The sequence below is a fragment of the Nostoc sp. MS1 genome, from assembly GCF_019976755.1.
Taxonomy (GTDB): domain Bacteria; phylum Cyanobacteriota; class Cyanobacteriia; order Cyanobacteriales; family Nostocaceae; genus Trichormus.
Map to the genome: position 1 here is coordinate 5,445,469 of NZ_AP023441.1, position 25,329 is coordinate 5,470,797.

At 39.7% G+C, this 25,329-nt stretch carries 23 protein-coding genes and 1 pseudogene; 18 read left to right on the forward strand and 6 right to left on the reverse strand.

The window, feature by feature from the left end; translation table 11 throughout:
* The first annotated feature begins 101 nt into the window (after positions 1 to 101).
* A complete protein-coding gene (locus tag NSMS1_RS23470; RefSeq protein ID WP_224087118.1) occupies positions 102 to 1,181 on the forward strand; it encodes a tetratricopeptide repeat protein in 1,080 nt (359 codons plus the stop codon).
* A 90-nt stretch (positions 1,182 to 1,271) separates the two neighbouring features.
* On the opposite strand, the gene NSMS1_RS23475 is transcribed toward NSMS1_RS23470, so the two are convergent.
* Positions 1,272 to 1,781, reverse strand: a complete 510-nt coding sequence (locus NSMS1_RS23475; RefSeq protein WP_224087119.1) for a hypothetical protein — start codon at positions 1,779 to 1,781, stop codon at positions 1,272 to 1,274.
* 395 nt (positions 1,782 to 2,176) lie between these two features.
* Between NSMS1_RS23475 and NSMS1_RS23480 the strand changes: the two genes are divergently transcribed.
* Positions 2,177 to 2,845, forward strand: coding sequence for an esterase/lipase family protein (locus NSMS1_RS23480; protein ID WP_224087120.1), 669 nt, complete (start codon positions 2,177 to 2,179; stop codon positions 2,843 to 2,845).
* On the opposite strand, the gene NSMS1_RS23485 is transcribed toward NSMS1_RS23480, so the two are convergent.
* Positions 2,775 to 3,206, reverse strand: a complete 432-nt coding sequence (locus tag NSMS1_RS23485; protein ID WP_224087121.1) for a VOC family protein — start codon at positions 3,204 to 3,206, stop codon at positions 2,775 to 2,777. The genes NSMS1_RS23480 and NSMS1_RS23485 overlap by 71 nt on opposite strands.
* Positions 3,207 to 3,596: 390 nt before the next feature.
* Between NSMS1_RS23485 and NSMS1_RS23490 the strand changes: the two genes are divergently transcribed.
* The 4 genes from NSMS1_RS23490 to NSMS1_RS23505 all read left to right on the forward strand — a co-directional run bounded on the left by NSMS1_RS23490 (position 3,597) and on the right by NSMS1_RS23505 (position 9,187).
* A complete protein-coding gene (locus NSMS1_RS23490; protein WP_224087122.1) occupies positions 3,597 to 4,391 on the forward strand; it encodes a TIGR00297 family protein in 795 nt (264 codons plus the stop codon).
* 201 nt (positions 4,392 to 4,592) lie between these two features.
* Entirely contained in the window at positions 4,593 to 5,351 is a 759-nt protein-coding gene (locus NSMS1_RS23495) for a peptidylprolyl isomerase (RefSeq protein ID WP_224087123.1), read from the forward strand.
* Positions 5,300 to 7,984, forward strand: coding sequence for a peptidase domain-containing ABC transporter (locus tag NSMS1_RS23500; protein ID WP_224087124.1), 2,685 nt, complete (start codon positions 5,300 to 5,302; stop codon positions 7,982 to 7,984). The genes NSMS1_RS23495 and NSMS1_RS23500 overlap by 52 nt, the downstream gene beginning before the upstream one ends.
* A gap of 432 nt (positions 7,985 to 8,416) precedes the next feature.
* Complete coding sequence (locus NSMS1_RS23505) at positions 8,417 to 9,187, forward strand: CARDB domain-containing protein (RefSeq protein WP_224087125.1); 771 nt, start codon at positions 8,417 to 8,419, stop codon at positions 9,185 to 9,187.
* Positions 9,188 to 9,222: 35 nt separating this feature from the next.
* Here the strand turns inward: NSMS1_RS23505 and NSMS1_RS23510 are convergent.
* Positions 9,223 to 10,277 (reverse strand): IS630 family transposase gene (locus tag NSMS1_RS23510; RefSeq protein WP_224085966.1). Its coding sequence is split into 2 segments (ribosomal slippage): positions 9,223 to 9,882 and positions 9,885 to 10,277, totalling 1,053 coding nucleotides; the frame shifts between segments, so codons are not numbered across the junction.
* A 137-nt stretch (positions 10,278 to 10,414) separates the two neighbouring features.
* Between NSMS1_RS23510 and NSMS1_RS35355 the strand changes: the two are divergent.
* A pseudogene (locus NSMS1_RS35355) lies at positions 10,415 to 13,604 on the forward strand (CARDB domain-containing protein).
* A 119-nt stretch (positions 13,605 to 13,723) separates the two neighbouring features.
* Here NSMS1_RS35355 and NSMS1_RS23525 read toward each other — a convergent pair.
* On the reverse strand, positions 13,724 to 15,376 hold the full coding sequence (locus NSMS1_RS23525; RefSeq protein ID WP_224087126.1) for a PAS domain-containing sensor histidine kinase: 1,653 nt from the start codon (positions 15,374 to 15,376) through the stop codon (positions 13,724 to 13,726).
* A gap of 359 nt (positions 15,377 to 15,735) precedes the next feature.
* On the opposite strand from NSMS1_RS23525, the gene NSMS1_RS23530 reads away from it, so the two are divergent.
* The 8 genes from NSMS1_RS23530 (at position 15,736) to NSMS1_RS23565 (ending at position 21,231) form a co-directional block, all read left to right on the forward strand.
* A complete protein-coding gene (locus NSMS1_RS23530; protein ID WP_224087127.1) occupies positions 15,736 to 16,785 on the forward strand; it encodes an L-histidine N(alpha)-methyltransferase in 1,050 nt (349 codons plus the stop codon).
* A 278-nt stretch (positions 16,786 to 17,063) separates the two neighbouring features.
* Entirely contained in the window at positions 17,064 to 17,399 is a 336-nt protein-coding gene (locus NSMS1_RS23535; RefSeq protein ID WP_224087128.1) for a cation:proton antiporter subunit C, read from the forward strand.
* Positions 17,396 to 18,835, forward strand: coding sequence for a cation:proton antiporter (locus NSMS1_RS23540; protein WP_224087129.1), 1,440 nt, complete (start codon positions 17,396 to 17,398; stop codon positions 18,833 to 18,835). Before NSMS1_RS23535 ends, NSMS1_RS23540 begins: the two co-directional genes overlap by 4 nt.
* Complete coding sequence (locus NSMS1_RS23545; protein WP_224087130.1) at positions 18,820 to 19,227, forward strand: Na+/H+ antiporter subunit E; 408 nt, start codon at positions 18,820 to 18,822, stop codon at positions 19,225 to 19,227. Before NSMS1_RS23540 ends, NSMS1_RS23545 begins: the two co-directional genes overlap by 16 nt.
* Before the next feature lie 121 nt (positions 19,228 to 19,348).
* Positions 19,349 to 19,612, forward strand: coding sequence for a hypothetical protein (locus NSMS1_RS23550; protein ID WP_224087131.1), 264 nt, complete (start codon positions 19,349 to 19,351; stop codon positions 19,610 to 19,612).
* A gap of 86 nt (positions 19,613 to 19,698) precedes the next feature.
* A complete protein-coding gene (locus tag NSMS1_RS23555) occupies positions 19,699 to 19,983 on the forward strand; it encodes a monovalent cation/H(+) antiporter subunit G (protein ID WP_224087132.1) in 285 nt (94 codons plus the stop codon).
* Positions 19,970 to 20,572, forward strand: a complete 603-nt coding sequence (locus NSMS1_RS23560; protein WP_224087133.1) for a DUF4040 domain-containing protein — start codon at positions 19,970 to 19,972, stop codon at positions 20,570 to 20,572. The genes NSMS1_RS23555 and NSMS1_RS23560 overlap by 14 nt, the downstream gene beginning before the upstream one ends.
* On the forward strand, positions 20,569 to 21,231 hold the full coding sequence (locus tag NSMS1_RS23565) for a Na(+)/H(+) antiporter subunit B (protein WP_224087134.1): 663 nt from the start codon (positions 20,569 to 20,571) through the stop codon (positions 21,229 to 21,231). Before NSMS1_RS23560 ends, NSMS1_RS23565 begins: the two co-directional genes overlap by 4 nt.
* Before the next feature lie 168 nt (positions 21,232 to 21,399).
* Here NSMS1_RS23565 and NSMS1_RS23570 read toward each other — a convergent pair whose 3' ends face one another.
* On the reverse strand, positions 21,400 to 21,549 hold the full coding sequence (locus NSMS1_RS23570) for a CopG family transcriptional regulator (RefSeq protein ID WP_224095438.1): 150 nt from the start codon (positions 21,547 to 21,549) through the stop codon (positions 21,400 to 21,402).
* A 293-nt stretch (positions 21,550 to 21,842) separates the two neighbouring features.
* Positions 21,843 to 22,109 carry a Precorrin-3B methylase gene (locus NSMS1_RS23575; protein ID WP_224087135.1) on the reverse strand — a complete coding sequence of 89 codons (267 nt, stop codon included), beginning with the start codon at positions 22,107 to 22,109 and terminating at the stop codon, positions 21,843 to 21,845.
* 327 nt (positions 22,110 to 22,436) lie between these two features.
* Between NSMS1_RS23575 and NSMS1_RS23580 the strand changes: the two genes are divergently transcribed.
* From NSMS1_RS23580 to NSMS1_RS23590, 3 genes are all read left to right on the forward strand, one after another.
* Positions 22,437 to 22,934: a hypothetical protein gene (locus NSMS1_RS23580; protein ID WP_224087136.1), complete on the forward strand. Its 498-nt coding sequence runs from the start codon at positions 22,437 to 22,439 to the stop codon at positions 22,932 to 22,934.
* A 4-nt stretch (positions 22,935 to 22,938) separates the two neighbouring features.
* The gene (locus NSMS1_RS23585; RefSeq protein WP_224087137.1) at positions 22,939 to 23,355 is read left to right on the forward strand and encodes a hypothetical protein; all 417 of its coding nucleotides are present in this window, start codon (positions 22,939 to 22,941) and stop codon (positions 23,353 to 23,355) included.
* A gap of 340 nt (positions 23,356 to 23,695) precedes the next feature.
* Entirely contained in the window at positions 23,696 to 25,294 is a 1,599-nt protein-coding gene (locus tag NSMS1_RS23590) for a serine/threonine protein kinase (protein ID WP_224087138.1), read from the forward strand.
* The last annotated feature ends 35 nt before the right edge of the window (positions 25,295 to 25,329 follow it).

Below are 25,329 nucleotides of genomic sequence, written 5' to 3' on the forward strand. Positions count from 1 at the left end.
GAGTAATTATTTTCTCCTCATCTCCCTCATCTCCCCCACTCCCTTGCTTCCCCATGCTCTTTTTTGGGAACCATATCATTAGTTTGCATTGAATGGCTCCCATGATTGAACAAGTTGCGATCGCCTTTGAACGTAAAGACTATCCCACAGCCGCTAAACTACTTAAACAGCTGCTAAAAGAATCGCCAGATAATCCTTGGGTGCAGTTTTATCAAGGTAGATTGTATGAGGTAGCCAACAAGCGCAAAGAAGCGGAGAAAATCTATCGGCAATTATTAAAGAGTACAGCTAATAGCAAGATAGTATTACAAACACGACAAGGTTTGCAGCGAATACGCGAAACTGAGCAGGAAGAAAAACAAAGAGCGATCGCGCAAGCAACAGCCGAACCCTGCAATACTGAACAAGGTGTACTCATTTTAGAGCCTTGCAGCAACGAAATCAGAGCCACAGCCGCCGCCAGATTTGCCGAAATTATGCAGCTTGACCTCTACAATGCTAAGTTATTCCTTCCTAGCCGTAGCTGGAGATTTTACCGCACTGGGCGCGTGGGAGAACTTAAATTTTATGGTATACAACTACAACAAGCTGGTATTCCTTGCTTTTGGACAGCTATTAGCGCCATTACTCAAATACAAGTATTTCAAGTCAATTATTTTTCAGAATCTCAACCAAAAGCTACTGTTATTTGTTCCAATCATACAAACCAAGTTGGTTCGCTCACATTTGACTGGTCAGAAGTTTCCGCGCGAGTGATGGGGCTTTTGCCTATTTTTGAGGAAGTTGTGGACGTTGGTGCTTGGCTAAAAACAGAACGTAAGACTCAAACTCAAGACTATGTGCAGTTTTGTGATTTACATTTACCCAGCAGACGTTGTATTCTCAGACTTTACGATCAAGGCTATGAATTTCAACAAGGTGTACAAATTGCCCCTGTATCCAGCCAAAATACCATCAGAATTAATTGGAATAACTTACTAAACTGGATTAACTTACACTTGCTACAAGCAAAAGTTTGGTCAGATTTTACACCTTTTGCCGAGACAGTACTAGAACAAAAAGAAATGCTGGGACATATTCAGTCTCACATTAACTTACATCGTAAGGAAAAGAGTGACTGGGACTCAGCATTTCATTTATATAGTGGATTGATATTTATGAGGCCGGATGCTAGGGACTGAGAAATCTTGGATCTGCAATTTTAAATTTTGGATTGTTCAATCTAAAATCCAAAATCTAAAGTCCAAAATTCAAAGGAGACTCATCACTTCCTAGCCAGGAGTTTTTACTTGGCTGGCCATGTCTAAGTAAGAACTCATATTCGCACCTGGACGACGACGACCATTAGAACCGGAGGCTGAAGGCGCTAAGTATTTAGGTGCAAATGTAGTTTCAGTTGGTGTGGCTATTTTCGCAACTGGCGCTTTTTCTGGTTCAGCTGGCTTAGGCGCAGCTTTGCCGTTTTTACCGTTTTTCGATGCTTCTACCTTAGCTGGTTTAGATGCCTCTACCTTAGCTGGCTTAGATGCTTCTACCTTAACTGGGGTAGGTGCAGGGCTGTTTTCTGTAGGTGCGGATGCTTCAGCTTTGGCGGCTGCTTTTGTACCGTTGGATGCTGCGGGTTCTGCTTTTGGCGCTGCTTTTGGTGCTGGGGTTGGGGCTTTTTCTTCAGTGGTGTCTTCTTTTAGCTCTAAGTAGTAGCCACCGCCTTTCTTACCACCGATTAATCCGGTAAGAAAACTGAGAATCCCAGCAAATAAATTTTTGATAAAACCGAACATGAGAATGGCTCCCGAAGTTTTATATCTGTAAATAGACCGTAATATTAAAAATTACGTCGTAATACTACATTTTTTGACTATCAGCTATTGAGTAACAAACCTTTCTAGTTTGTGCTTGATCAAGCTTAAGAATACAAGCTGAGGTTTTCAGCCTTTGTTGGCAAATACTTACAAGCTGTAGATATCGAGAATTAATTATTCAATTTTACCGCTACACAGAGCAAGATTCTGAAAGGTTGCTTAATAAAATTTAACATAATTTTATTTGATAGGTATACATTGACACAAATAATGATTGTAACCTCAACCAGTGGGAAGAGTGTCATAATCTTTTTACTGATGATAATCAGACTCAGTTAAATTTTCTACAGAATCGAACGCAAGCAATTTTGTCGATGAATACTCAAAATCAGCAGCGCGACCCTGTAGTCTTAGTACATGGTATTACTGATACGGAAATTGTCTTTAATCAAATGGCAGTTTACTTAAGACAATTAGGTTGGACTGTATACACACTCAATTTAGTACCTAATAACGGTGAAGCTCCACTGAATGTATTAGCACAACAGGTTGTTGATTATGTGGATGCAACTATTGGTGCAGAAAAACCCTTTGATTTAGTGGGTTTCAGCATGGGGGGAATTGTCAGCCGTTACTATGTGCAGAGATTGGGAGGTATAAATCGTGTACAACGCTTTGTGACAATTTCCTCACCTCATCATGGCACAGTAGTAGCTTATGCTTCTAGGCTGCCTGGATGCGTACAGATGCGTCCCAACAGTCTATTTTTGCAAGATTTGAATCGTGATGTGCAAATGTTGGAACAGTTAAACTTTACTTCTATTTGGACACCTTATGATTTGATGATTATCCCTACCAACAGTTCAAAAATGCCCGTAGGTAAAGAATTAATCGTCCCAGTAGCACTACATTCGTGGATGCTTACAGATTACAGAAGCTTATCAGCAGTAGCCGCAGTTTTAGCAGAACCGATTAATGGCGATCGCCAATTTGAGTATATTCGTAACTCCCAAAAATTGCCTCTGGGTGGCGATAATACTTAAATTCCATCAAATTATAAAATGGGTCTTCCAAAAAGAAAGTCCGATGTTCCAAGGGAGAACCCACAAAGCGATCTTTAGGTTTGTCACGGAAAAGTAGTTGTTTTTTTTCCGCCCTTTCTACTAACTCTTGCCAATCTTGTTCTTGAGTAAAAATTAGTCCAAAGTGTCGGGGATAAATAGTACGCTGGCGCATTAATGGTTCTTTGGTAATATGAGCCACTAATTGATGTCCATAAAGATTCAGAATTATGGCTTGAGGATTTTCACGACCAGGGATGCAGCCTAAGCCATCAATATAATAAGCTTTTGTTTGAGTAATATCGCTGACCGGGAAGGCGAGGTGAAATATAGCTTGACTCATAAGATAGTGATGAGTTGTGTTAGCGGTAGCGGCGCGTTTAGCGCGTGTTGAGTAGGTATTTTGTTAATTAGATTACTTTTTTAAATTGATTAGTAGTTAGTTAAAGTACAGTTTTTTACGAGTTTAGCTTATATCTTAATTTGGTCATTAGTCATTGGTCATTAGTCCATAGTCCACAGTTAATAATTATTCCCCTCGTGTCTTCTTTGTCTCTCTTACTTCCTTAATTAAAAATTAATTTGCCATTTTGCCTGTTAACGGTTAGCTTTACCCGTAGAGGGAATATAAACTATGCGCTCTCTAGATGGGGATCAAGGAAATTAACCACAGAAGTTCTAAAATTAGTTATTCTTTTCATATCTTGACAAAACTACTCGTGGTTGTTAGCTGATGCTTTCATTTATTAGCTCTGCGAATCCTTGGTTGGTGGGAGTTGGACTAAATACTGTTCTACTGAGTTTAGTCTGGTTCGCTCCTAAAAAATTGCTGACTCCAGCTGGTGTGTTTCATGCTTGGTTATTGGGCATACTGATTTGGGGTACTTTAGGCTGGCAAGGATATTTAGTAGTTGCGTTCTACTTTATTGTGGGTTCCGGTGTGACACGTATTGGAATGGCACAAAAAGAAGCTCTAGGTATCGCTGAAAAGCGTTCGGGCGCAAGAGGCCCGGAAAATGTCTGGGGTTCTGCTTTAACTGCGGCGCTTTGTGCTTTAGGTATAGGCGTTCTTAACGCTAAACTTTTCCCTCTTACTCAGTCCCTAGTTCCTAGTCCTCAATCTCTATTGTTATTAGGTTACGTCGCCAGCTTTAGTACAAAACTTTCTGACACCTGTGCCAGTGAAGTGGGTAAAGCTTACGGTAAAAGCACTTTCTTGATTACGACATTGCAACCAGTACCCAAAGGTACGGAGGGGGCTGTGAGTTTAGAAGGTACTTTTGCTGGTGTGGTGGGTTCAGCTGCGATCGCTATTGTCGGTTGGGGTGTCGGTTTAATCAGCCCACTCGGAATTGTTTGGTGCTTGCTGGCTGCTTTGATTGCCACAAATATAGAAAGTGTAATTGGTGCAACACTGCAATCAAAATATACATGGTTAACTAATGAAATTGTTAATATTCTTAACACTTTAATTGGTGCGATCGCTGCCATATTATTTGCCCTAATTTGGGCAAACTCTTTTGGTTAGAGGCAAAGACTGATAACTATTGACTGTTGACTAGATTCTCTCTTAGTTTAATGACTGGAGTAGAAAGATATACCTATGGAAATAAATGCTCATCGAAACAGTAAATCAATTAAATTTGACTTATTTTTATTTTTTAAGTTGCCATTAATTATTTATAGTTTATAAAATCTTATCTTTAGCCGTTTTTCACCAGGTGTTCTTATGGAAACTTTGTCTTTCTTAAGTATTGATGACCAACCTATCTCACTTGAACAAACAGTAAAATACCTCCAATCATCAGGAAAGTTAGGTCAATTCATTGGTGATGTGCTGCGTCAATATGTCATCGAACAGGAAATCCAAGGGCGAGACGATGTAGATATTAATCCAGCTTTAACCGAACAAACAGTGATTGATTTTCGCCTTAAAAATCAACTAGCTGACCCCCAAGCTTTCCAAGAATGGTTAACCAAGAATGGCACAGACTACCAAAGGTTCCACGCTTCAATTACTTTTAACTTCAAATTAGAAAAGTTAAAAACTGTGGTGACACAGGCAAAACTACCAGAATATTTTATTGAGCAGAAGATTTTTTTAGATCGGGTGGTATTATCCCGGATTATGGTGGATAGTCGAGAATTAGCAGAAGAATTGCAATTGCAAATTGCAGAAGGAGGCAGTTTTGAGCAATTAGCTAAAGAGTATTCTGTATTGGACGATCGCCTCGTTAATGGCATGATGGGGCCTATTAGTCGTGGTACTATGCCAGACAAGTTACGCTCTGCTATTGATGTAGCTAGTCCTGGGCAATTAGTTGGGCCTATAGAAATTGATGGACGCTATGGTTTGTTTCGAGTGGAACAATTTCTCCCAGCGTCTTTAGATGATATTCAACTCAAGCAAGCATTACAAAACGAATTATTTGAAAAATGGTTAGCAGAGAAAATTCAAAAGCTGACGGTGAAATTACAAGTGAGTTAAAACTTCTAGATAATGAATCGCTAAGAATCAAAGTGCTAACTTCCATACCTTGGACTCAACCGCCCCTAAGTTGGCTCACTCCTGAGCAGAAAAACCGTTTAGAAGAACGTTTAGAAATCCGGCGTTATCGACTGGGTGAAAAAATCTGGTCGAGTGAAACTGGCGGTTATCATTTTTTCATTGTGGCGGGGAAGGTGCGCTTACGGGAGGAAGGAAGCGGCCAATCTTTAGCAGCCTTACAGGTAGGAGATTGGTTTGGTGACTTACAAAAGCTACCGGGAGAATACAAAGCTGTAGCCGCTAGTAAAGATGTGATTCTGGCTTGCTGGGATACACATCTTTGGGCAGAAATATCTACTCCAGCAATGGAAGATTTCTGGTTGGGGTTAGTGGAACAGGATAATACAGTAGTTGAAAATGAAGTAAAACCTTTTCAACACACTGTTATTCAAGCACCCGTAACTCCTCCAGAACAGACGCTAAGTCAGCCAGTCTCTACACCTGTATTCAGCTATCCTTTTGTGAGTAGTTGGAATACGGGTGCTGCTTGTTTAACAATGGCAGCACAACAACTCGAAAATCCGGTGAACTTGGAATGGGTTCAACGCCAACTGCGGGGGCAAAATCCCAAACAAGTTGTAGAAGCAGGGGAAAAGCTAGGTTTAGTCTTACGACGACTGCAACTAAGTTGGGGAGAGTTGCGCCAGCTAACGTTCCCAGCTTTGCTACAGTTACAAGTTGAATCTGTTCCTCAGCCTACATGGGTAATAGCTTATGGGATAAAAGGCGATCGCTTAATTATTGCTAATCCCTTAAATCCTGATAACCTGTGTGAGAATCTCCCACAAACAGTATTAGAACAATGCTGGGATGGTCAGTTATGGCAAGTAGAACTGATATCTAAACAAGAGAAATTTAACTTAAATTGGTTCACACCAGCCGTTTGGAAATACCGCAAGCTACTCGCAGAAGTATTATTAGCATCTTTAACATTGCAGCTATTGGGGTTAGGAACACCACTAATTACCCAGGTTGTGATTGATAAAGTCATGGTACAAGAGAGTTTACCCACTCTTGATGTCATGGCGATCGCGCTTTTGTTAATAGCTGTCTTTGAGTCTGTACTGGGGATTTTGCGCTTATTTATCTTTACCCATACAGCCAGACGTTTAGATTTAAGCTTATCAGGTCAATTATTCCGTCATTTGCTACGGCTACCCTTGGCTTATTTTGAGTCACGGCGCGTAGGTGACACAGTAGCCAGAGTCCAGGAACTCGAACAAATTCGCCAGTTTCTTACAGGTACAGCCTTAACAGTAATTTTGGATAGCATCTTTGCCGTTGTTTACTTGGCATTGATGTTTTATTACAATATTCCCCTCACCTTTGTAGCGTTAGCTGTGCTGCCCTTGTTTGCCACACTGACCATAGTTGCTACACCAATTTTACGTAACTGGCTCAACGAAACCTTTAACCGTAGTGCAGACAGCCAATCATTCTTAGTAGAAACAATTACAGGTATTCATTCTGTTAAAGCTCATGCGGCTGAATCAGTAGCACGCGATCGCTGGGAAGGCTTATTTGCTCGTTTCGTGCGTACTGGTTTCAAAGCTTCCACAACTTCTAATATTAGCAGTAATATTGGCGACTTTCTCACTAATTTTTCTTCCTTACTAATACTGTGGTTTGGTGCAAAGTTAGTCATTGACCATAAACTAACAATTGGTCAGTTGGTAGCCTTTCAGATGCTTTCTGGCAGAGTCACCGGGCCACTGTTACGCCTAGTACAACTATGGCAAAATCTGCAACAAGTTCTACTTTCCGTAGACCGGATTGGTGATATTCTCAACGTCGCCCCAGAAGCAGAGATGGGAACTGGTTTAGTTTTACCACCCTTGAAAGGTCAGGTTAACTTTGAGCAAGTCTTTTTCCGGTACAAAGCCAATACCGAACCAGTGTTGCGCGGAATTTCATTCAATGTAGAACCAGGACAATTTGTCGGAATTGTGGGACGTAGTGGTTCTGGTAAAAGTACCCTTTCTAAGTTACTGCAAAGACTTTATCAAATTGAATCAGGACGCATCCTCATTGATGGTTTTGACATCAAAAGTGCAGATTTAGCGTCTTTACGGCAACAAACTAGCGTAGTTCTCCAAGAAGACTTTTTATTTAACGGTTCCATCCTGGAAAACATCACCCTTGGCAATCCTAATATTACCGCCGAGCAAGTAGTCGAAGCCGCCAGACTAGCCGTAGCCCACGACTTTATCAGTCAATTACCTTACGGTTACGAAACTAACGTAGGAGAAAGAGGCACAGCTTTATCTGGAGGACAAAGACAACGCATTGCCTTAGCAAGACTGTTCCTTTCTGACGCACCAATTTTAGTGTTAGATGAAGCTACCAGCGCGTTAGATAGTGAAACCGAACAACAAGTCCTGCAAAATCTAAAAAAAATATCTGCTAACCGTACGGTCTTTCTCATCGCTCACCGCTTTGCACCCTTAAAACGAGCAGATTTAATTCTCGTCTTAGAAAAAGGCGTAATTGCAGAACGAGGAACCCATACAGAACTATTGCAGCAAAAAGGCTTGTACTGGTCACTATATCAACGTCAACAAGCCAACGTATGAGTATTGTAGTAAGGGCTAAAGTCCTTACTACATACAATTGTATTACATAGCAGGAATAAGCTAATTTTATATTAAGAAATATAAGTGTAGATACGTTAAGCATTGCTTGACGTATTATTTTTTGCTTTTATACTCTTGCGTACGTAATAAATCAAAGATTGACTATTAACAAAAAGCATTATTCATAACGATTTTGGCATAAAAATATAATTTTGATATTTAAAAATTTGTAAATTTATATACTTTGAAATATTCTCTTTATAAAAAGAATACTTTAGCCCTACATAATTCAACGGTTAAAGTGTGCATTTTTCTGCATATCTTTTCCATCAAAAAATTATTACAATTCTCGCTGTATCTAAGTCTTTAGTTAGAAGATAGCTAGTTTTAACATTTATTGCTGTATAAATTTAGTTTTGAGGTCAATAATTCATGAATACTAGCCGTGAATACAACTTTAATAGAAAAAATAATACTTCGTTAGAAGCTGGAAATATTGGTATTTTAAATCGCCCTGAAGATTCACCTTTCCCAAGCTCAAATAGTATAAATGGCTTAACGGCCAAGCTTGTGAGTAGTTCTTCAGCGACAAATGAGAGTAATGGCGATCGAGATAATATTTTTACAACTGCTGCTGTACTACCAGACCTAACAGGGCCAAACGCCTCAATGCCCTCTTCCGTTGTGGTGGGTAGCAGCTTTCAGTTAAGTTATCAAGTCCAAAATATAGGAAATGCTAGTGCTGGTAGTAGCTATACTGACTTCTATTTATCACCAGATTTGAATATTGATAGTACTGATACGTATCTGGGCTACGACTATGTGAGTGGTATTGCTGCTGGTAGTTATAGCCAAGAATCCGCCACACTCACTATCGGTAGCAACATCAAACCGGGTAATTATTATTTGATTTACTACATGGATGCTGATGGAAACGTTAGTGAAAGTAATGAAAATAACAATGCTTTTGGTATAACATTTAGCGTTACTCAGCCGGATTTAACAGCACAAAACGCCATAGTTCCCTCTTCTGCAACTGTTGGTAATAGTGTTCAAATCAGTTATCAAGTCAAGAATCAAGGTACTGCTACTGCTGGAGCTAGCAACACTAAGTTCTACTTGTCTCAAGACTTGAATATAAGTAGTAATGATTTCTATTTAGGCTTTGACCCTGTTAGTAGTATTCTTGCAGGTAATAAGTAAGTCGTGGAGAAAATTTATAAGTATGTAACAAAGAATTAAGCAGAAGAATAAGAGTTAAATTTTACACGTTGCGTACTGTAGTTTCCCTTTTCTCCTCTATTTTGAACTCCATCAATGACAGCATAGGCAAGGTCTAATTCATCCTCAAAACTTTGAGAAGCTAGTTCATTTTTTTTCAGGTGTTGCCACTCCAATTCAATTGGATTCATCTCTGAGCAATATTTAGGTAAAAAGAAGATGTACAAACCCATCTCTTCCCACTTTGTCCATAATTGCTGAACTTCTTTGCACCGATGTATCGGGCCGTTGTCCTGAACGATGACTCTGATACGACCTGCTTTTTGGGCTTCAAGTGCTTCAAGCTCCATCATTTGAATATAGGATTTGCGTGAAACGCCACCAATCACTAGACCGTACACAAAACTAATTAGGGGTTGAAGAAACCCAATAATACTTAACCTTCGACCCCGACGCTTACTCTGCTCCAGGCGTTTTTGCTGACCTCGGAAGTAGTAACTGTAACTGGGTTCACTCCAGGCACAAAACCCTGATTCATCCATATACTTTAAATCGATTTCTCCAGCAGCAGCAGATAATTCCAACATCTCTAAGTCTGCCTGTTTGATTTGCTGCAATACTTTGTCTTGCTTTCCTTTGTGGCTTTTTCTAGTTCGCTTCCAAATGACCCCCTTTTTTTGAGTACCTGCCTTAACCAGTCAGGACTCAATTTCACGGAGCGTTCTTGCTCTAATTTTTGGGCTAATTGAACACTATTATATGTACGTGGTTCTTGCTCCAAGCATTTTTCTAAGAACGCCATGTCAGCTTCTGCCCACCTTGATTTTCCTCCCCGCCCTGCTTTCTCCCACAGTCCTTCTAGACCTTGTTTTTCCCATCTATGCAAAACTTCTCTTACTGTTTGGGCAGTCCAGTCAAAGTGATCTGCTATCTTCTCTACGTACCAACCATGTGCGCTTAATCTGATCACTTCGGCTCGGTCTTTCACTTTCTGGGGTACATCTGCCGTTCTCAGGTTGAACAAAATTTTATCTTGCTTAGGAGTCAGAAATACCCTTAAACGGCTGCCCATATCCCTGTTACCTTGGTAGACACATTTATGTATTTACTTATCTTTACACACTTTGGTTTTTTCACCTTGTTCTACTTACTACTCAAGAGTCGTTGACGTTCACTGTTGGTAGTAACGTCACTCCTGGCAATTATTATTTGATCTACTATGTGGATGGTGATGGAAGCGTTAGTGAAAGCAATGAAAATAACAATGCTTTTGGCAACCTCATCACCATTAATTCCGCAGGAAATCCAGACCTGCTCATCCAAAACCCCTTATCACCAACATCTGGATCATTAGGTAGCACTATTCAACTGAGTTATGGAGTAAAAAATCAAGGTGTTGGTAGTGCAGCAGCTAGTAATACTAAGTTCTACCTCTCCAAAGACGGGACTTTCAGTTCCGATGATATATTGCTTGGCTCAGATGCTGTTAATAGTCTTGCCGCAGGTGCTTCTAGTTCAGAGACAGCATCTATCTTGATTGCTAATAATGTCGCCCCAGGTAACTACCAGTTATTATTTAGAGCCGATGCTGATAATAATTTAGCTGAAAGTAATGAAACTAATAACATTGTTGCCAAAGCCATCACCATTAACCAAGCTGACCTCATCATCCAAAACGCCATATCACCCGGCTCTGCATCAGTGGGTAATACTATTCAACTGAGTTATGAAGTGAAAAACCAAGGCGTTGGTAGTGCAGCCGCCAGTAATACTAAGTTCTACCTCTCCAAAGATACAAATTACAGTTCAGATGATGTGTTGCTTGGCTCGGATGCTGTTAGTAGTATTGCCGCAGGTACTTATAATTCCAGAACATCTTCCATTTTGGTCAAAAATACCATTGTTGGGGGGAACTATTATCTATTATTTAGAGCCGATGCTGATAGTAACTTAGCTGAAAGTAATGAAACTAATAATGTACTTGCTAAAGCTATTACTATCAATGGCCCTAAACCCGACCTCATCATCCAAAATGTTTCTGCTCCTAATGTTGTTGACCCTGGTAGCCTAATCACAGTCAACTACCAATTAGCGAATCAAGGTGCAGCTAGTGCAAGTACAAGTACAACTAAGTTTTATTTGTCTAAAGACATCACTTTGAGTAGTGATGATACGTTGTTAGCCTCTGACCAAAACTACTTCTTATCTGGACTGAGTGCTGGTACTTATAGCTCTGAATCTTACTATTTAACTATTAGCAGTAACACCAATTTTGGTAACTACTATCTGCTATTGCAAGCTGATGCGAATAACGACTTAGCTGAAAGCAATGAAAGTAATAATGTTACGGCTAAGGCGATTACAATTGCTGCACCAGATTTGTTAATCCAGAATCCTTTGGCCCCCACCAGCGCTAACATTGGGACAACAATTTCACTCAGCTATCAATTAAAAAACCAAGGTAATGGCAATGCTGGTTATCATTACACGAATTTTTATATTTCCCAAGACCAAACTCTCAGTAATGATGATGTCTATTTAGGCTTTGATAGTATCTATAGTCTTGCACCCTCTGCTGTAGCTTCACGTTCCATATCTTTAACAGTTAAGAGCAACCTTATTCCTGGTAATTACTATCTGCTTTATAAAGCTGATGGTACTGAAATACTAAGAGAAAGCAATGAAAATAATAATGTTGCTGCAAGAGCGATTACGATTACTGCGCCAGATTTGGTTATCCAAGATGCGACTGCGCCTAGCAGTGCCATCATTGGTACGACTGTCCAAGTCAACTATCAACTAAAAAACCAAGGTAACGGAACTGCTGGGGCGAGTAAGTCAAGTTTTTATCTATCACGAGATACAACATTTGGTAATGACGACGATATCTTTTTAGGTACGGAAATTGAGGCAAATTCTACTATTGCACCTTCTGCCGTTATTTCCCGCTCTACTGCTGTTGAGCTTAACTCTATTATTAATGCTGGCAAATACTACCTCATCGTGAAAGCTGACGGCTCTGGATCTGTTGTTGAGAGTAATGAAAGTAACAATGCTGTTTACATCACAACACCAATTACCTTTAATCCAGTTAATGGTGGTGGGTTTAATTCCACTACAGGTTTTGGCTTAGTGAACGCCGCCGCCGCAGTAGCTAAAGCCCTTGGTCAACCTACTTTTGCTGATGTTCCTGACTTGGGTGGTGATAATTGGGGTGCGGATGCAATTAAAGCACCAGAAGTTTGGGCGAAGGGATACACTGGTCAGGGCGTAATTGTTGCTGTGGTTGATACTGGTGTAGACTATACACACCCTGACTTAAGCCCTAATATCTGGAAGAATACCAAGGAAATTGCTGGCAACGGCATAGATGATGATGGTAATGGCTATATTGATGATGTCTACGGTTGGAACTTTTTTGATAACAACAACAACTCACTAGATGACGAGGGTCATGGTAGTAGCTGGTACTATTGCTGCGGCAAGAAATAGCTTTGGTGTTACTGGTATTGCTTATAATGCCAAGATTATGCCAGTGAAAGTGTTGGGGCCAAATGGAGGATCAGATAATATGATCGCCAATGGTATTCGTTACGCAGTAAATAATGGAGCGCGTGTAATTAATCTCAGCTTAGGCGGGCCGTCTCCTCAAAGTGAGCTATTATCAGCGATGCAATATGCCGTAAGTAAAGGAGCAATTATTGTTTCCGCAGCCGGCAACGAAGGTGTATCAGCCCCAGGCTATCCAGCTCGCTACGCAGATCAGTATGGACTTGCTGTAGGAGCCGTCAATTATGATAGAACCCTGACCGATTTCTCAAACCGTGCTGGAACAACTCCACTGGCATACATTACAGCCCCTGGCGCATACGATGACTACTTTGGTATTGGTATATATTCCACATATCCAGGGAATCAATATAAAGACCTTTCAGGCACTTCTATGGCAGCTCCCCATATTGCGGGTGTAGTGGCGTTAATGTTGAGTGCAAAAAGTAGCTTAACCGATGCACAAGTACGGCAAATACTTACTTCTACAGCAGCAAATGGTGGTACACTTCCTAGTGTGAATGCCACATCTACTACAAGTAGCAATACAGCATTATCAAGTTCATCCAGCTACACACAAGCTTCAATAAGTTTATCTAGCGATACGACTGCTTCTAATTGGAACAATAATCTTTATAACAATTTTGATCAGCCAAGTTCGGTTAAGAAGGATGTATTTGTCAATAAATCCCTCTGGCAACAGTTTATTAAATATCAAGTTACCAATGAGAATAATAAATTTGCTCGCTTGGATGAAGAGAATGACAGCAAAACTGTAGGTAAAAAACGCAAGAAAATTTTGGAAGATTACAATAACTGGTTACTAAACCTGGGTAATCAGGTAGTTTAATCAGATTGTAGAATTAAAAAGATGTGCATCAAATATATAACTGTTTGATGCACTCTAAAGTTTATAACTATTTGCTTTCACCTCAAAACCTGTAGCGTTATACTTCATGCAAAAGAAAACTACTGTAATGGTAATGTAAACCAAAAGGTTAATCCTTGCTGGGGATGATGGGTAGCGCCAATTTGTCCACCGTGTGCTTGAATGATTTGCTTACACAGATACATTTTTAAGCAAATTGCGGTTGAACAAGGAGCTTGAGGATCGCGGATCTGTAAATCAAAAAGGCGATCGCACTCTGCTTTACTCATTGTTACACCGTTATCTTGAATATATGTCCGAATCATCCCATCTTCTACTATGGCATTGATGGTAAAATTTAACCCTGGAGGATTGTGCTGTAAACTATAAGTTAATAAATTAAGCAATACTTTCTCTAATCGCGTCTTATCAGCCATTACTAGAGGTAAATCTGGTGGTAGCAAGTTTGTGATAGTGGACTGATTTTCGCTTAAAATTGGTTGTAATTTTGTGATAATCTGCTCTAAGAATTCACCAAAAGGAACTAGTTCTTGATTTAGGTTTAATCTTTGTTCCTGACATGAATGAATATCCAACAAGGAATCTAGCATCGCTAATTGCCGATTGTTAGCTTGAATCATGCGATCAAGAATTGAGCGAGGAACAGAAATTAGAGATTGGGTATTGGGTGCTAGAGAAGATTTTTCTCCCATATTTTCTAACACCATCAAATTACCAATTACAAAAGTCCGTAAATCATGGGCGACAGTGTGCAGTACAACGTCCTTTACCCGTTGCATTTGTGCTAGTTCCGCAATTTTCTGTTGTAATTGAGCAGTGCGTTCTTCTACCTGATGTTCTAGATTTGCGTTTAAATCAGCCAGTTTTTCGTAAAGTTGGGCTTGCTTCTGTGCTGTCTGAAGTAATTTAATTTCTGTCTGTTTGTGTTCGGTAACATCGTGAGTGATAACCAAAAGGTGAGGAATACCATCTAATTCAATCACTTCGGCGGAAACCTGCACCGTGAGTATCTTACCTGACTTGCAACGAAATAATGTTTCTGTATTGCGAACTACACCTTGTGTCTGTAATTCGTGCAATAATTTAGTGCGATCGCTCTTATTAACCCAAATATTTAATTCAAAAGCAGTACGCTCAATCACTTCATCCCGTGCATACCCAGAGAGTTTAACGAAACTATCATTAACTTCGATGTAGCGTCCCTCTTTGAGTGTACTGATGCTGATGGGATCGGGACTGCAATTAAAAGCTGTGGAAAACTTTTGTGCTAGGTTATGCAAAGTAATTTCAGTTTGTTTCCGTTCTGTAATGTCTCGGACAATAGCTACAACTTCATCCACACCACTAACTACCAAACGCGCTTCATAATCGCGCATTCCTAATGGTGTTGACAACTGATATTCGCAAACTTGTAAATTTCCTGTATCCAATGTTTTGAGAACGATTCCAGCAATCATCGTGGCGACATCTGTTGGTAATACATTGCGTAGATTTTTACCAATTAATGTTTCCTCAGAACCAACCATATCTGCGGCTTCTCTGTTCAAGGAAAGAAAATTCCCGTCACGAGTGAGGCGAAATATAGAGTCAGGAATAGCATTCAAAACAGCTTGATACTGTGATTCAGTAGCTTGTAGGCGATTTATAACTTGTTGCTCTTGTACTTTGACGATTTCATCCACTCTATGTCCTTTGGATCTCCCAGCGAATAAATTATCTTGATAAATAATCATAGCTATTTTCACAGTCTTTATATAGCTTCAATCCTATTGATATGTTTGGAAATAGCATCTTGACGGCTTCTTACTTTAGGTTAATTCGTTATTAGGCGATCGCATTCACCCATTCGGGTGAACAATTGATTAATAGATCACTCCTTCTATGGGTAATGTAGTATTCATAAAACATTGTCTTACAAGGTAAAAATATTTAACTTGAGAAATACTTCCAGAAAATTCATTTATATGGATTACATTAAATACTATCAAAATTATCTGCGAATAGAAATATTTTAGCTTTTTACTTAGTAACGGAAGATGAGATAATATTTACCTGCACAAATTTAATTTATTAGACAAACTTCACGATAATAATGGCTCAAAATTTACCTAGCAGTTCCAGCTTTCAATCTTCAAAGAAAAATTTAGATATTTATATAGCCAATGCTATTCCTGAGTTCTACACTGTTTTCTCGAAAGTAGAAATTTTAGATATAATTCACGCCATAGAAGCTCAACGAGAAATTCCCCTAAAATACTCTTATAAAGGTGGTGGTGCTAGTATTTGGGATAAGTTTTATCTTAAATATATTGTTCCTACATGGTATCGAACTTCAAACATAGAGATTGAGTTATTAAAAGATAATTTTGTCTATCTTAATGGCAGTCATAAAAAAAGCGAACGACTTAATATTATAGATGTAGGATGTGGTAATTCCTATCCGGCAAAAGCATTTCTTGCCAACTTAATCAAATTGGGCAGACTTAATAAATATATTGCCACAGATATTAGTGAAGAGTTACTCAATGTATCTAGTAAAAATATGGAAAAATGGTTTCCTCAACTTGCTTTTGCTAGTTACAGATTAGATATAGAGAATTGCAGCATACCTAAAAGTATTTTAAAAGATAAATCGGAAAATACAGCCAATATATTTTTACACTTAGGTGTAACGATCGCTAATCACTCAAACAGAAGTAAAGCGTTCAAAAACTTGAGAGACAGCATGGAGGAAAATGACTTACTAGTCTTCACCAATGAGATTGGTTCTAATTCTCAATGGGATGGTATAGCCAGAGGTGGTTGTAAGTATCATGTAGACCAAATTTATAAATGGCTGAAAATTAATCTTGGTTTAAAGCAAGAAGATTGTGAACTGATCAGAAAGTATGATTCAGTAACGGATAGTATAGTCGCCAATATAAAATTTCTTCTTCCATGCAATATAAACTTCAGTTATTTAGAAATAAATAAAAGTATTGCAATCACTGCGGGAGAGGAAATTACTATTTGGAGACATCATAAATTTACAATTCCCGAACTCATTCAAGAAATAGAACAAGCTGGACTAAAGCTTGTACATTACAGCACTAATAAATATTCATCTCATCTTATGGTAATTTGTGAAGTTGGGAGCCATTAGTCATTTGTAAGAGCGGGTTGACAAATATATATTATGACTCACGATGATTTTGGTGAACCGCCCCACCTACACCCCTGCTTCTTTCTCTCCCCAACTTGCATAAGTCAATACACAATATAGAACGTTGGTATAGAGTTACATCAATGCTTTCCCATTGAAAATAAGATGAAACTCATCATACTAAAGATACATAAATAAGCGAAAATACTCATTCATAGGTCTTTTATTTCAGATTCATAGTTAGTTGAATAGCTAACCTCTACCAACAGGCAATTCCCGTGTTAGAAGCGTGCATATTAGCGACAATATTGTGCGGATTTTTTGGCATCATCTTGAAAAAGAACCTCGTCATGAAAATCGTCTCTATGGATGTGATGAGTACGGGGGTTATAGCTTATTACGTAATGATTGCATCACGTAATGGCTTGGTCACACCAATTAGTTCCCAGGTCAAAAATGCCGCTTACGCTGATCCGGTTCCCCAAGCGGTGATATTAACGGCAATTGTCATCGGATTTTCGATTCAGGCTTTAATGCTGGTCGGTGTGATGAAACTATCACGAGATAATCCGACCTTGGAAAGTAGCGAAATCGAGAAGAATAATACGCCATGAATAATATTACGATCGCCTGGATTGCACTACCGTTTTTTTTAGGGTTCGTCATCTATTTACTGCCCAGAATTGACAAATACATAGCTTTGTGCGTGAGTTTGGCTTCGGTTGGCTATGCGGCACTGTTATTTCCATACCAATCACCACTGACACTAAAGTTACTGGATAATTTCGGCGTTGTCCTTACACTCGACCAGTTGAGCAGTTACTTTATCTTGACTAATGGATTAGTCACTGCGGCAGTTATCCTCTACTGTTGGTATAGCGATAAATCAGCTTTTTTTTACGGTCAGACGATTATTTTGCATGGCAGTATTAATGCCGCCTTTGCTAGTTCGGACTTAATTAGTTTATATGTAGCCTTAGAAGTAAGTGGAATAGCTGCGTTTCTCCTAATTGCCTATCCTCGGACTGACAGCTCGATTTGGGTAGCCTTACGCTATTTGTTTATTAGCAACGTGGCAATGCTGTTTTATCTGGTGGGTGCAGCATTAGTTTATCAAGCCCATCATTCCTTTAGTTTTGAAGGTTTGCGCGTTGCACCGCCAGAAGCCCTCGCCTTGATTTTTGTCGGACTATTGACAAAAGGCGGAATTTTTGTATCAGGTTTATGGTTGCCCTTGACCCACTCCGAATCAGAAACACCAGTGTCGGCTATGCTGTCGGGAGTCGTGGTGAAGGCTGGTGTTTATCCCTTAGTACGGTGTGCGCTAATGGTTCCAGAAATTGACCCGATAGTGAGAACCTTCGGCGTTGGCACAGCGCTTTTAGGAGTGTTTTATGCAGTCTTTGAAAAAGATACTAAGCGGATGCTGGCGTTTCACACAGTTTCCCAGTTAGGGTTTATCCTTGCTGCACCAGTGGTTGGTGGTTTTTATGCCCTAACTCACGGATTAGTCAAATCCGCATTGTTTCTAATAGCAGGTACTTTACCCAGTCGCAACTTCAAAGAACTGCAAAACCAACCAATTGGCACATCAGTTTGGATTGCCTTAGTGATAGCCAGCTTCTCAATTTCCGGCTTCCCCTTATTGTCCGGCTTTGGGGCGAAAGTGTTAACAACAAAGAACCTGCTACCTTGGCAAGCGATCGCTATGAATATTGCCGCCTTGGGAACAGCAATATCCTTTGCCAAATTCATCTTCCTACCCCGTGGAGGAGAAACAAAAGTCAAGCCTGGATTTTGGGCGGCAGTAAGTGTGTTAATTGCTGGGTTGTTTATCGCCAATGTGGTGTATTACGAAGCTTACACCAACGAAAACATTATCAAACCCTTGATAACCATTGCTCTAGGATGGGTAGCATACTTGCTAATTTTTAAACGCACAATTATTAAGCTACCCCGTGTCCTTGAGCAATTTGACCATTTAATTGGTGTGATGAGTTTGATTTTAGTCCTACTGTTCTGGAAGGGGTTAGCATGGTTGGGCATCTAAATTTAATTTTACGGCTGAGTATTTGGTTTTTGCTTACTGCCGATTTCAGTCCGGCAAACATCATCATTGGGATTGCGATCGCCCTCCTCTTACCCGGTCGTCCCAGAACACCAGAATCATTAAAAGACTGGCTCCGTGTACTGTGGGAGACGATAGTAGCAATTCCCCAAGCATATATAGAAGCATTTGAAATCATCTTCCGCCCACATCAGCACGAAGAAATAACCTTAGAACAAGTCAAACCCGGACGTACACCCGGTTTGATATTTCTAGACATATTCGTCATTACCTTTACACCAAAAACAGTTGTCGTCAGATACCGCGATGATGGTGTGTATGAAGTACACCGAGTGCGACGCACAAGACCAGAGCGACGTAACCTGACAGAATAAGACCTTTTAAACAAGAGAAAGTAAACAAGGGAGAAAATACTCCCTCATCTTCCTCATCTTCCTCATCTTCCTCATCTCCCTCATCCCCCTCATCTCCCTCACTCACCCCGTTAACACATCAATGAACCTAAATCTAGTAATAATAGCAATGATTTTAGCTCTGCTCATACCCATCTACGAGGCATGGCAGGACGAAAACATCTGGCAGAAAATGTTGGCCTTTGCCAGTATCAGCACAAAGGCATCAATCATGATTCTAGTCGTATCAGTTTTGCGTGATGACTGGATGATTGGTGTAGTTGGAGTAATTATCTTAAGCGTAGGAAACGCTGCATTGATGTTAATAGCCCATCTACTTAAACGGATGAGCGATGTATTGCATTAATTAAATACCCATAGTTTTCTTAATTTTGAATTTTGAATTTTGAATTTTGAATTTTGAATTGGTATCAAACCCTATTCCCTTAAATTATGATCGACCTTTTAAGCTATACCTGTATCTGCGTAGGCATCTTCTTCTGGTTTTGGGGAACCTTTCCCTTACTTGGACAGCGATCGCTATTATTCAAACTTCATACTCTCACAGTTGCCGATACTCTTGGCTCAATGAGTATTATGTTCGGGTTACTCCTGAAAATACCCAGCAAATGGCCGCTCCTCACCCTCGCTATCATCTGTTTAGCGATGTGGAACACGATGTTGGGGTATGTGTTGGCTTACTGTTCCAGTCGTGAGGGTAGTTATGAACGCGAATGACACTTATATCTATGCCATCACAGCTTTGCTACCCCTAACTGCTTGTATGGTCGTTACTCAAGTAAATCCCTACAATGCCTTAGTCATCCGTGGCATATTGGGCGCAATGGCGGCAATGCTATATGCCATTTTAGGAGCGCCAGATGTTGCTTTGACCGAGGCCTTAGTTGGTACAATGCTAGCAATTACCCTTTATGCAGTTGCAGTGCGCTCATCTTTGGTGATGCGTCTTGGTGTCCTGAAAGATGAGTTACCCCAAGCAGATGACAACTCACCGCAGATCAGCCCTTTTCAGCAATTGCTCAATGACATAGGTCAAATTTTTCGTAAACGTCAAATGCGTCTGGAAGTTGTTCCATATCCAGATACTGAAGCTTTGCACCAAGCATTGATTGATAAAGAAGTTCATGCAACTTGTGTCTCACCAGAACAGGTTGATCCAGACAAAGCCACAACTGAGGATGAAAAGTCCTATCACACCGCCATCAGGGTGAAACGTATTTACGAAATTATGCAAACCGAACTGGCATCACCATCAACAACCCTTACCTATGTAAGTACACCAGATTCAGGGGAAAAGCAGACATGAAATGGGTCTATATTGTTGCTGGCATAGCACTGTTCTTCAAAATGCTGGCTTTGCCGAATTTCGTACAAGACTCACATGAGTTCTCTATCGTAGAAACCCTTGTGAAAGAGGGTGGTATACCCAATGCAGTAACAGTGGTCATCCTCAGAAATCGCCTGTATGACACTATTTACGAAGTTGTAGTATTTACGATCGCCATCATGGGAGCTTACTTTCTCCTGGCGAATGAAAAACCCTCCAGCACAATTTATCGTTTTACAGATCAAACATCGATTGTGCTGGCGCGATTGGGTGCGACTATTGCCGCAATGGTAGGTATTGAACTAGCTATTCGTGGACATCTCAGCCCTGGTGGTGGTTTTGCCGCCGGGGTGGCTGGTGGAACTGCGATCGGATTGATTGCAATTACCTCATCACCAGAATGGATGCAAGGTATCTACCAACGTTGGCAGGCTGCTACATGGGAGAAAGTTTCGGTTCTAGTTTTCATTGTCCTGGCTGCCATCACCCTGGCAGGAATAGAATTACCGCATGGAGAAATGGGCGCACTGATTAGTGGGGGAGTTATTCCCTTGCTCAATATCCTAGTTGCAGTCAAAGTTGCTTTGGGATCTTGGGCAGTAATTTTGATTTTTATTCGTTATCGCGGATTGTTGTAAGAAGTAGAGACTCAGTTACATTTATGTGGCTGTTTTTTTGTAGTATCTTCCAGGTAAATTAACTACACTAATCCAGCCTCTAACTCCTATTTAATTATCTTCTCAAAATAGAGAAAAATTGTATGGCAAATCATATTCTATTCTCCTAACTATCTCTACATCTCCTTTTTATGTTGTCTCAACCGCTAGAGAGCGAATTAACTCTCGAATTACATCGGTGGCTGGTCTTCCCGTTAGTTCACAATATTTTTCCAGCCTTTCTGCCTCCCCTGATGTGAGGTTGATAGTCATCCGTTTGACAGCCCATTTTTTATTCACAGCTTAAACAATTCATCTAAACTACATTTCTAATATCAATCATCTAAGCTGTTACTACAATGTGATAAATAATGATCTTGAAATTAAGTAGCAATAAAGAAAAAGCAATAGCTTTTTAAGCTGTAGTGAAGCTGTAACTTATTTGCCAAAATATTAAGCTTAGGTGATTTAATACTAGGATTTGTAAGTATAGCGTAAAATAAAAAAAACCCATACCTTTAACATTCGGTAGAAATACATGGTAGCGTAGAAAGTAATTTTCTCAAAAGAGAAAATTTTCTAGCATCCATCAGCTATTTCGATTTTCGTGGCGATTTGGGTGGAGTTCGATGTGCGCCAAAGTATTTTTCACTACGATAACGCAGCCACACCCGCAACACGTCGGGAATCTGTTGTTTTTGCTCTTTTGTTAGCGTATTGTAAAGAGCTAATGCCCTTTCACGTTCACCCCTACAGGCAGCATTATTATGAGCATCCCAATAACTACGGGCTACTCTGATTCGGCGGCATACCTCTTTGATTAAATCATCTCCACTAAGTGGATTGTCTTGCTTTTTCATAGCAAAGGGCAGGGATATAGAAGATTTACTCTTTACTATTATGGTCAAAATCAAAGTCAGTTAATTTTAGATTTTGGATTTTAGATTGACTATACCCATAAAGAGATATAGAAGCGCGGATTTTAGACTCATTGCGCCACGCCACTTCTCTCAAGTTGGGAAACCCTGCCCTTTGTGGCCAGCTTAGTTTAACTATTTCCCGTTCCCTTTTATTAAGTCATCAACCCAAAGACCAGTATTGAATGTGTCAGAATTTCCCCACTAATGGCAGACGAATCGAAGCCAGCCGTCTTGTTAGGCTCGACATGATGCTAGGTAAAACTATTCATGCACATTCATCATCTTAACTGCGGCTGTATGTGTCCCATTGGTGGAGCGTTATTTGATGGCTTCAGCCGTAGCCTAGCAGCGCATCTTGTGTGTCACTGTCTACTCATTGAGACAAACCAGGGGCTAGTTTTGATTGATACTGGTTTTGGTCAGCGTGATATTCAAGCACCCTCATCACGACTCAGCCAGTTTTTTATCAATTTGAATCGCATTCAGTTTGAGCATAAATACACAGCGTTGGCTCAACATGCTGGGGGTTTAGAGGATTTCCCAGAAGCAACGGTGCATGTGATGCAGACTGAGATGGACGCGGCGCAAGAACGGGGTGGTTTTATTCAAAGCCAACGCTATCGTCCTGGTCAGTGGGATGAGGTGAAAAACTGGAAGTTTTACGCGGCTGGAGGTGAACCTTGGTTTGGCTTTGAAGCAGTACGCGACCTTGAAGGTTCACCACCAGAAATTCTCCTCATACCACTAGCTGGTCACACCAAGTAAGTCGGTGGGAAAAAACAAAACTAAGTTAAGAAAGGTAAACAAAGCTATAACCCTCTTCCCTTCTGCCTCCTGCCTTGCCATAGCGATAATTTTTAACACTGAGCTACTTAGAGGTCATGCGGGTATTGCTGTTCAAACATCGGACGGCTGGCTTCTACATGCTGGTGATGCTTACTTTTACCGTGACGAAATCGGCTTTTCTAAAAGACGTTGTACACCCGGTTTACGTGCCTATCAGTGGATGATGGAGGTAGACCGCAAGGCTCGATTATATAATCAAGAAAAGTTGCGTGCTTTATCGTGCGATGGGCTACGCCCCGCCTGCGGCGATCGCAGTAGCAATGTTAGGCTATTTTGTAGTCATGATGCGATTGAATTGAAATCTTTCACAGAGCAGAATAATCCGCAATTCGTAAGCTAGTTACATATAGTTTCATCAACTGCTGCATCAAAATTTTGTTAGTTAAGTATTAAAGTCTGGAAGAACTATTCAGTTTTGTCAGTAAATTTACCCTTGACTTTAGATAACTTTCTTGGGTTCTGTCCGGGATTACGTGGATTTTCTCATATCTTTTGTTATTTTCTTATGTTACATAATATTGAAGATATTTTGCATGAAATTTGGCAAAATTTTTGCTAAACAATAAAATAAATTTTAGAAGATACAATCACATTTATAAAATTTATTAATTTATTTAATTTCTAATTCAATGTTTATTTATGCAAGCAACCCTTTCTTCGCTAGCTTTTAATTACCAGATATGGTAAATCCAAAAACAGAGCCAGATGTTTATATTGGAAAAGTTTTAAACAACCGCTACTTAATAATAGATTTGATTGGCAAAGGCGGTATGGGGCGAGTTTACCTAGCAGAAGATGCGGCTAAAGGTCGTAAGGTAGCCTTAAAAATTCTCATGTTGAATTTGGCTAATCAACAACTATCTCAACGCTTTGGTAGAGAAATTTTTATTGGCGCACAGTTAGGACGTAAAAGTAAAAATATTGTGCGCGTTTTAAGTTACGGTGTTACTGATGAAAAGACTCCTTTTTATGTAATGGAGTATCTCCAAGGAAAAAATTTAAAACAAATATTAAGAAATAACCCATTAACAATAGAAAAATTTTTAGAGATTTGTTACCAGATTTGCTTGGGTTTGGAATGCGCTCACCAAGGCATTATTCTCAAAGGCGAAATATTTCCCGTAGTCCACAGGGATATTAAGCCAGAAAACATATTTATTCTTGAAAATGCTAAACAAGGTGAGAATGTCAAAATTCTCGATTTTGGTATTGCTAAATTTTTAACAGAACGCAGTGGGATGACACTAACTGATTCTTTTATCGGCAGTTTACCTTATTGTTCACCAGAACATATGGAAGGGCGTAAACTACTTGATGTTCGTTCTGATATTTACAGTTTAGGTGTATTAATGTTTGAAATGTTAACAACTAAACATCCATTTCAGACACAGAGTAATTCCTTTGGTAACTGGTATCAAGCCCATCGCTTTCAAGTACCGCCTACATTTGCAGAGGTGAATAGTGAATTAAAAATACCAGAGGAACTGCAAAATTTAATCATGAGTTGCTTGGCAAAAGAAGTAGGCGATCGCCCTCAAAATATCCCAGAAATAATTCAAGTCTTGGAACAAGTTAAATACGATATAGAAAATCGTCATTCTAGCAGTAATGATATTTGGGAAACTTTACCTACAGTTCAATTAGTACCTGTAACCTCTATTACAGAAAAAGAATGTTTACAAAAAACTTGGCCGAAAAATAAACCAGTAAGTCTGATCGGATTTCCCCACCTTTTACCTACTACCCAAGGTATCATTCCAACTTTTTGGGCAATGTTGCCAAAACAAGAAATATCTCAATTATTGTCTAAAAATAATAGAATTGAATTTATTAATAAGCTAGATGTTTATCCCATGATTTTATGGGTAACAGTGTTGCACGACTTCCAACTATCTATTATCAGATGGCTATCTTATTTTATTGATTTACAGGAAGTTAGGGGTCAAAAGATTGTCAAAGCGTTAGCAGAAACCGGGTATTATCATCTACTTTTTTTTGCTATAGAAGAACCACATAATTGCGCTCAGGTCATTACCTTAACTCTTAGTGCCAAACAACGTCAACAACTTATAGATTGGTTAACAGCCCAACAAAATATTAATACGAATGAAATTACCACTACACAAGCTAAAAATTTACTAAAAACGGAATATGAAAAAATTAAACTAGAAATTATGCGTAATTTGGCAGCAAACAAACCTCAAGATCAGGTGGAAATAAAAAATTGGTTTGCTAAACTAATTGATAGAGTTTTACAAATTTTTAAACAACATCAATAATCTTAATGTTTGAGCTTTTTTATGCCAAAAATGGC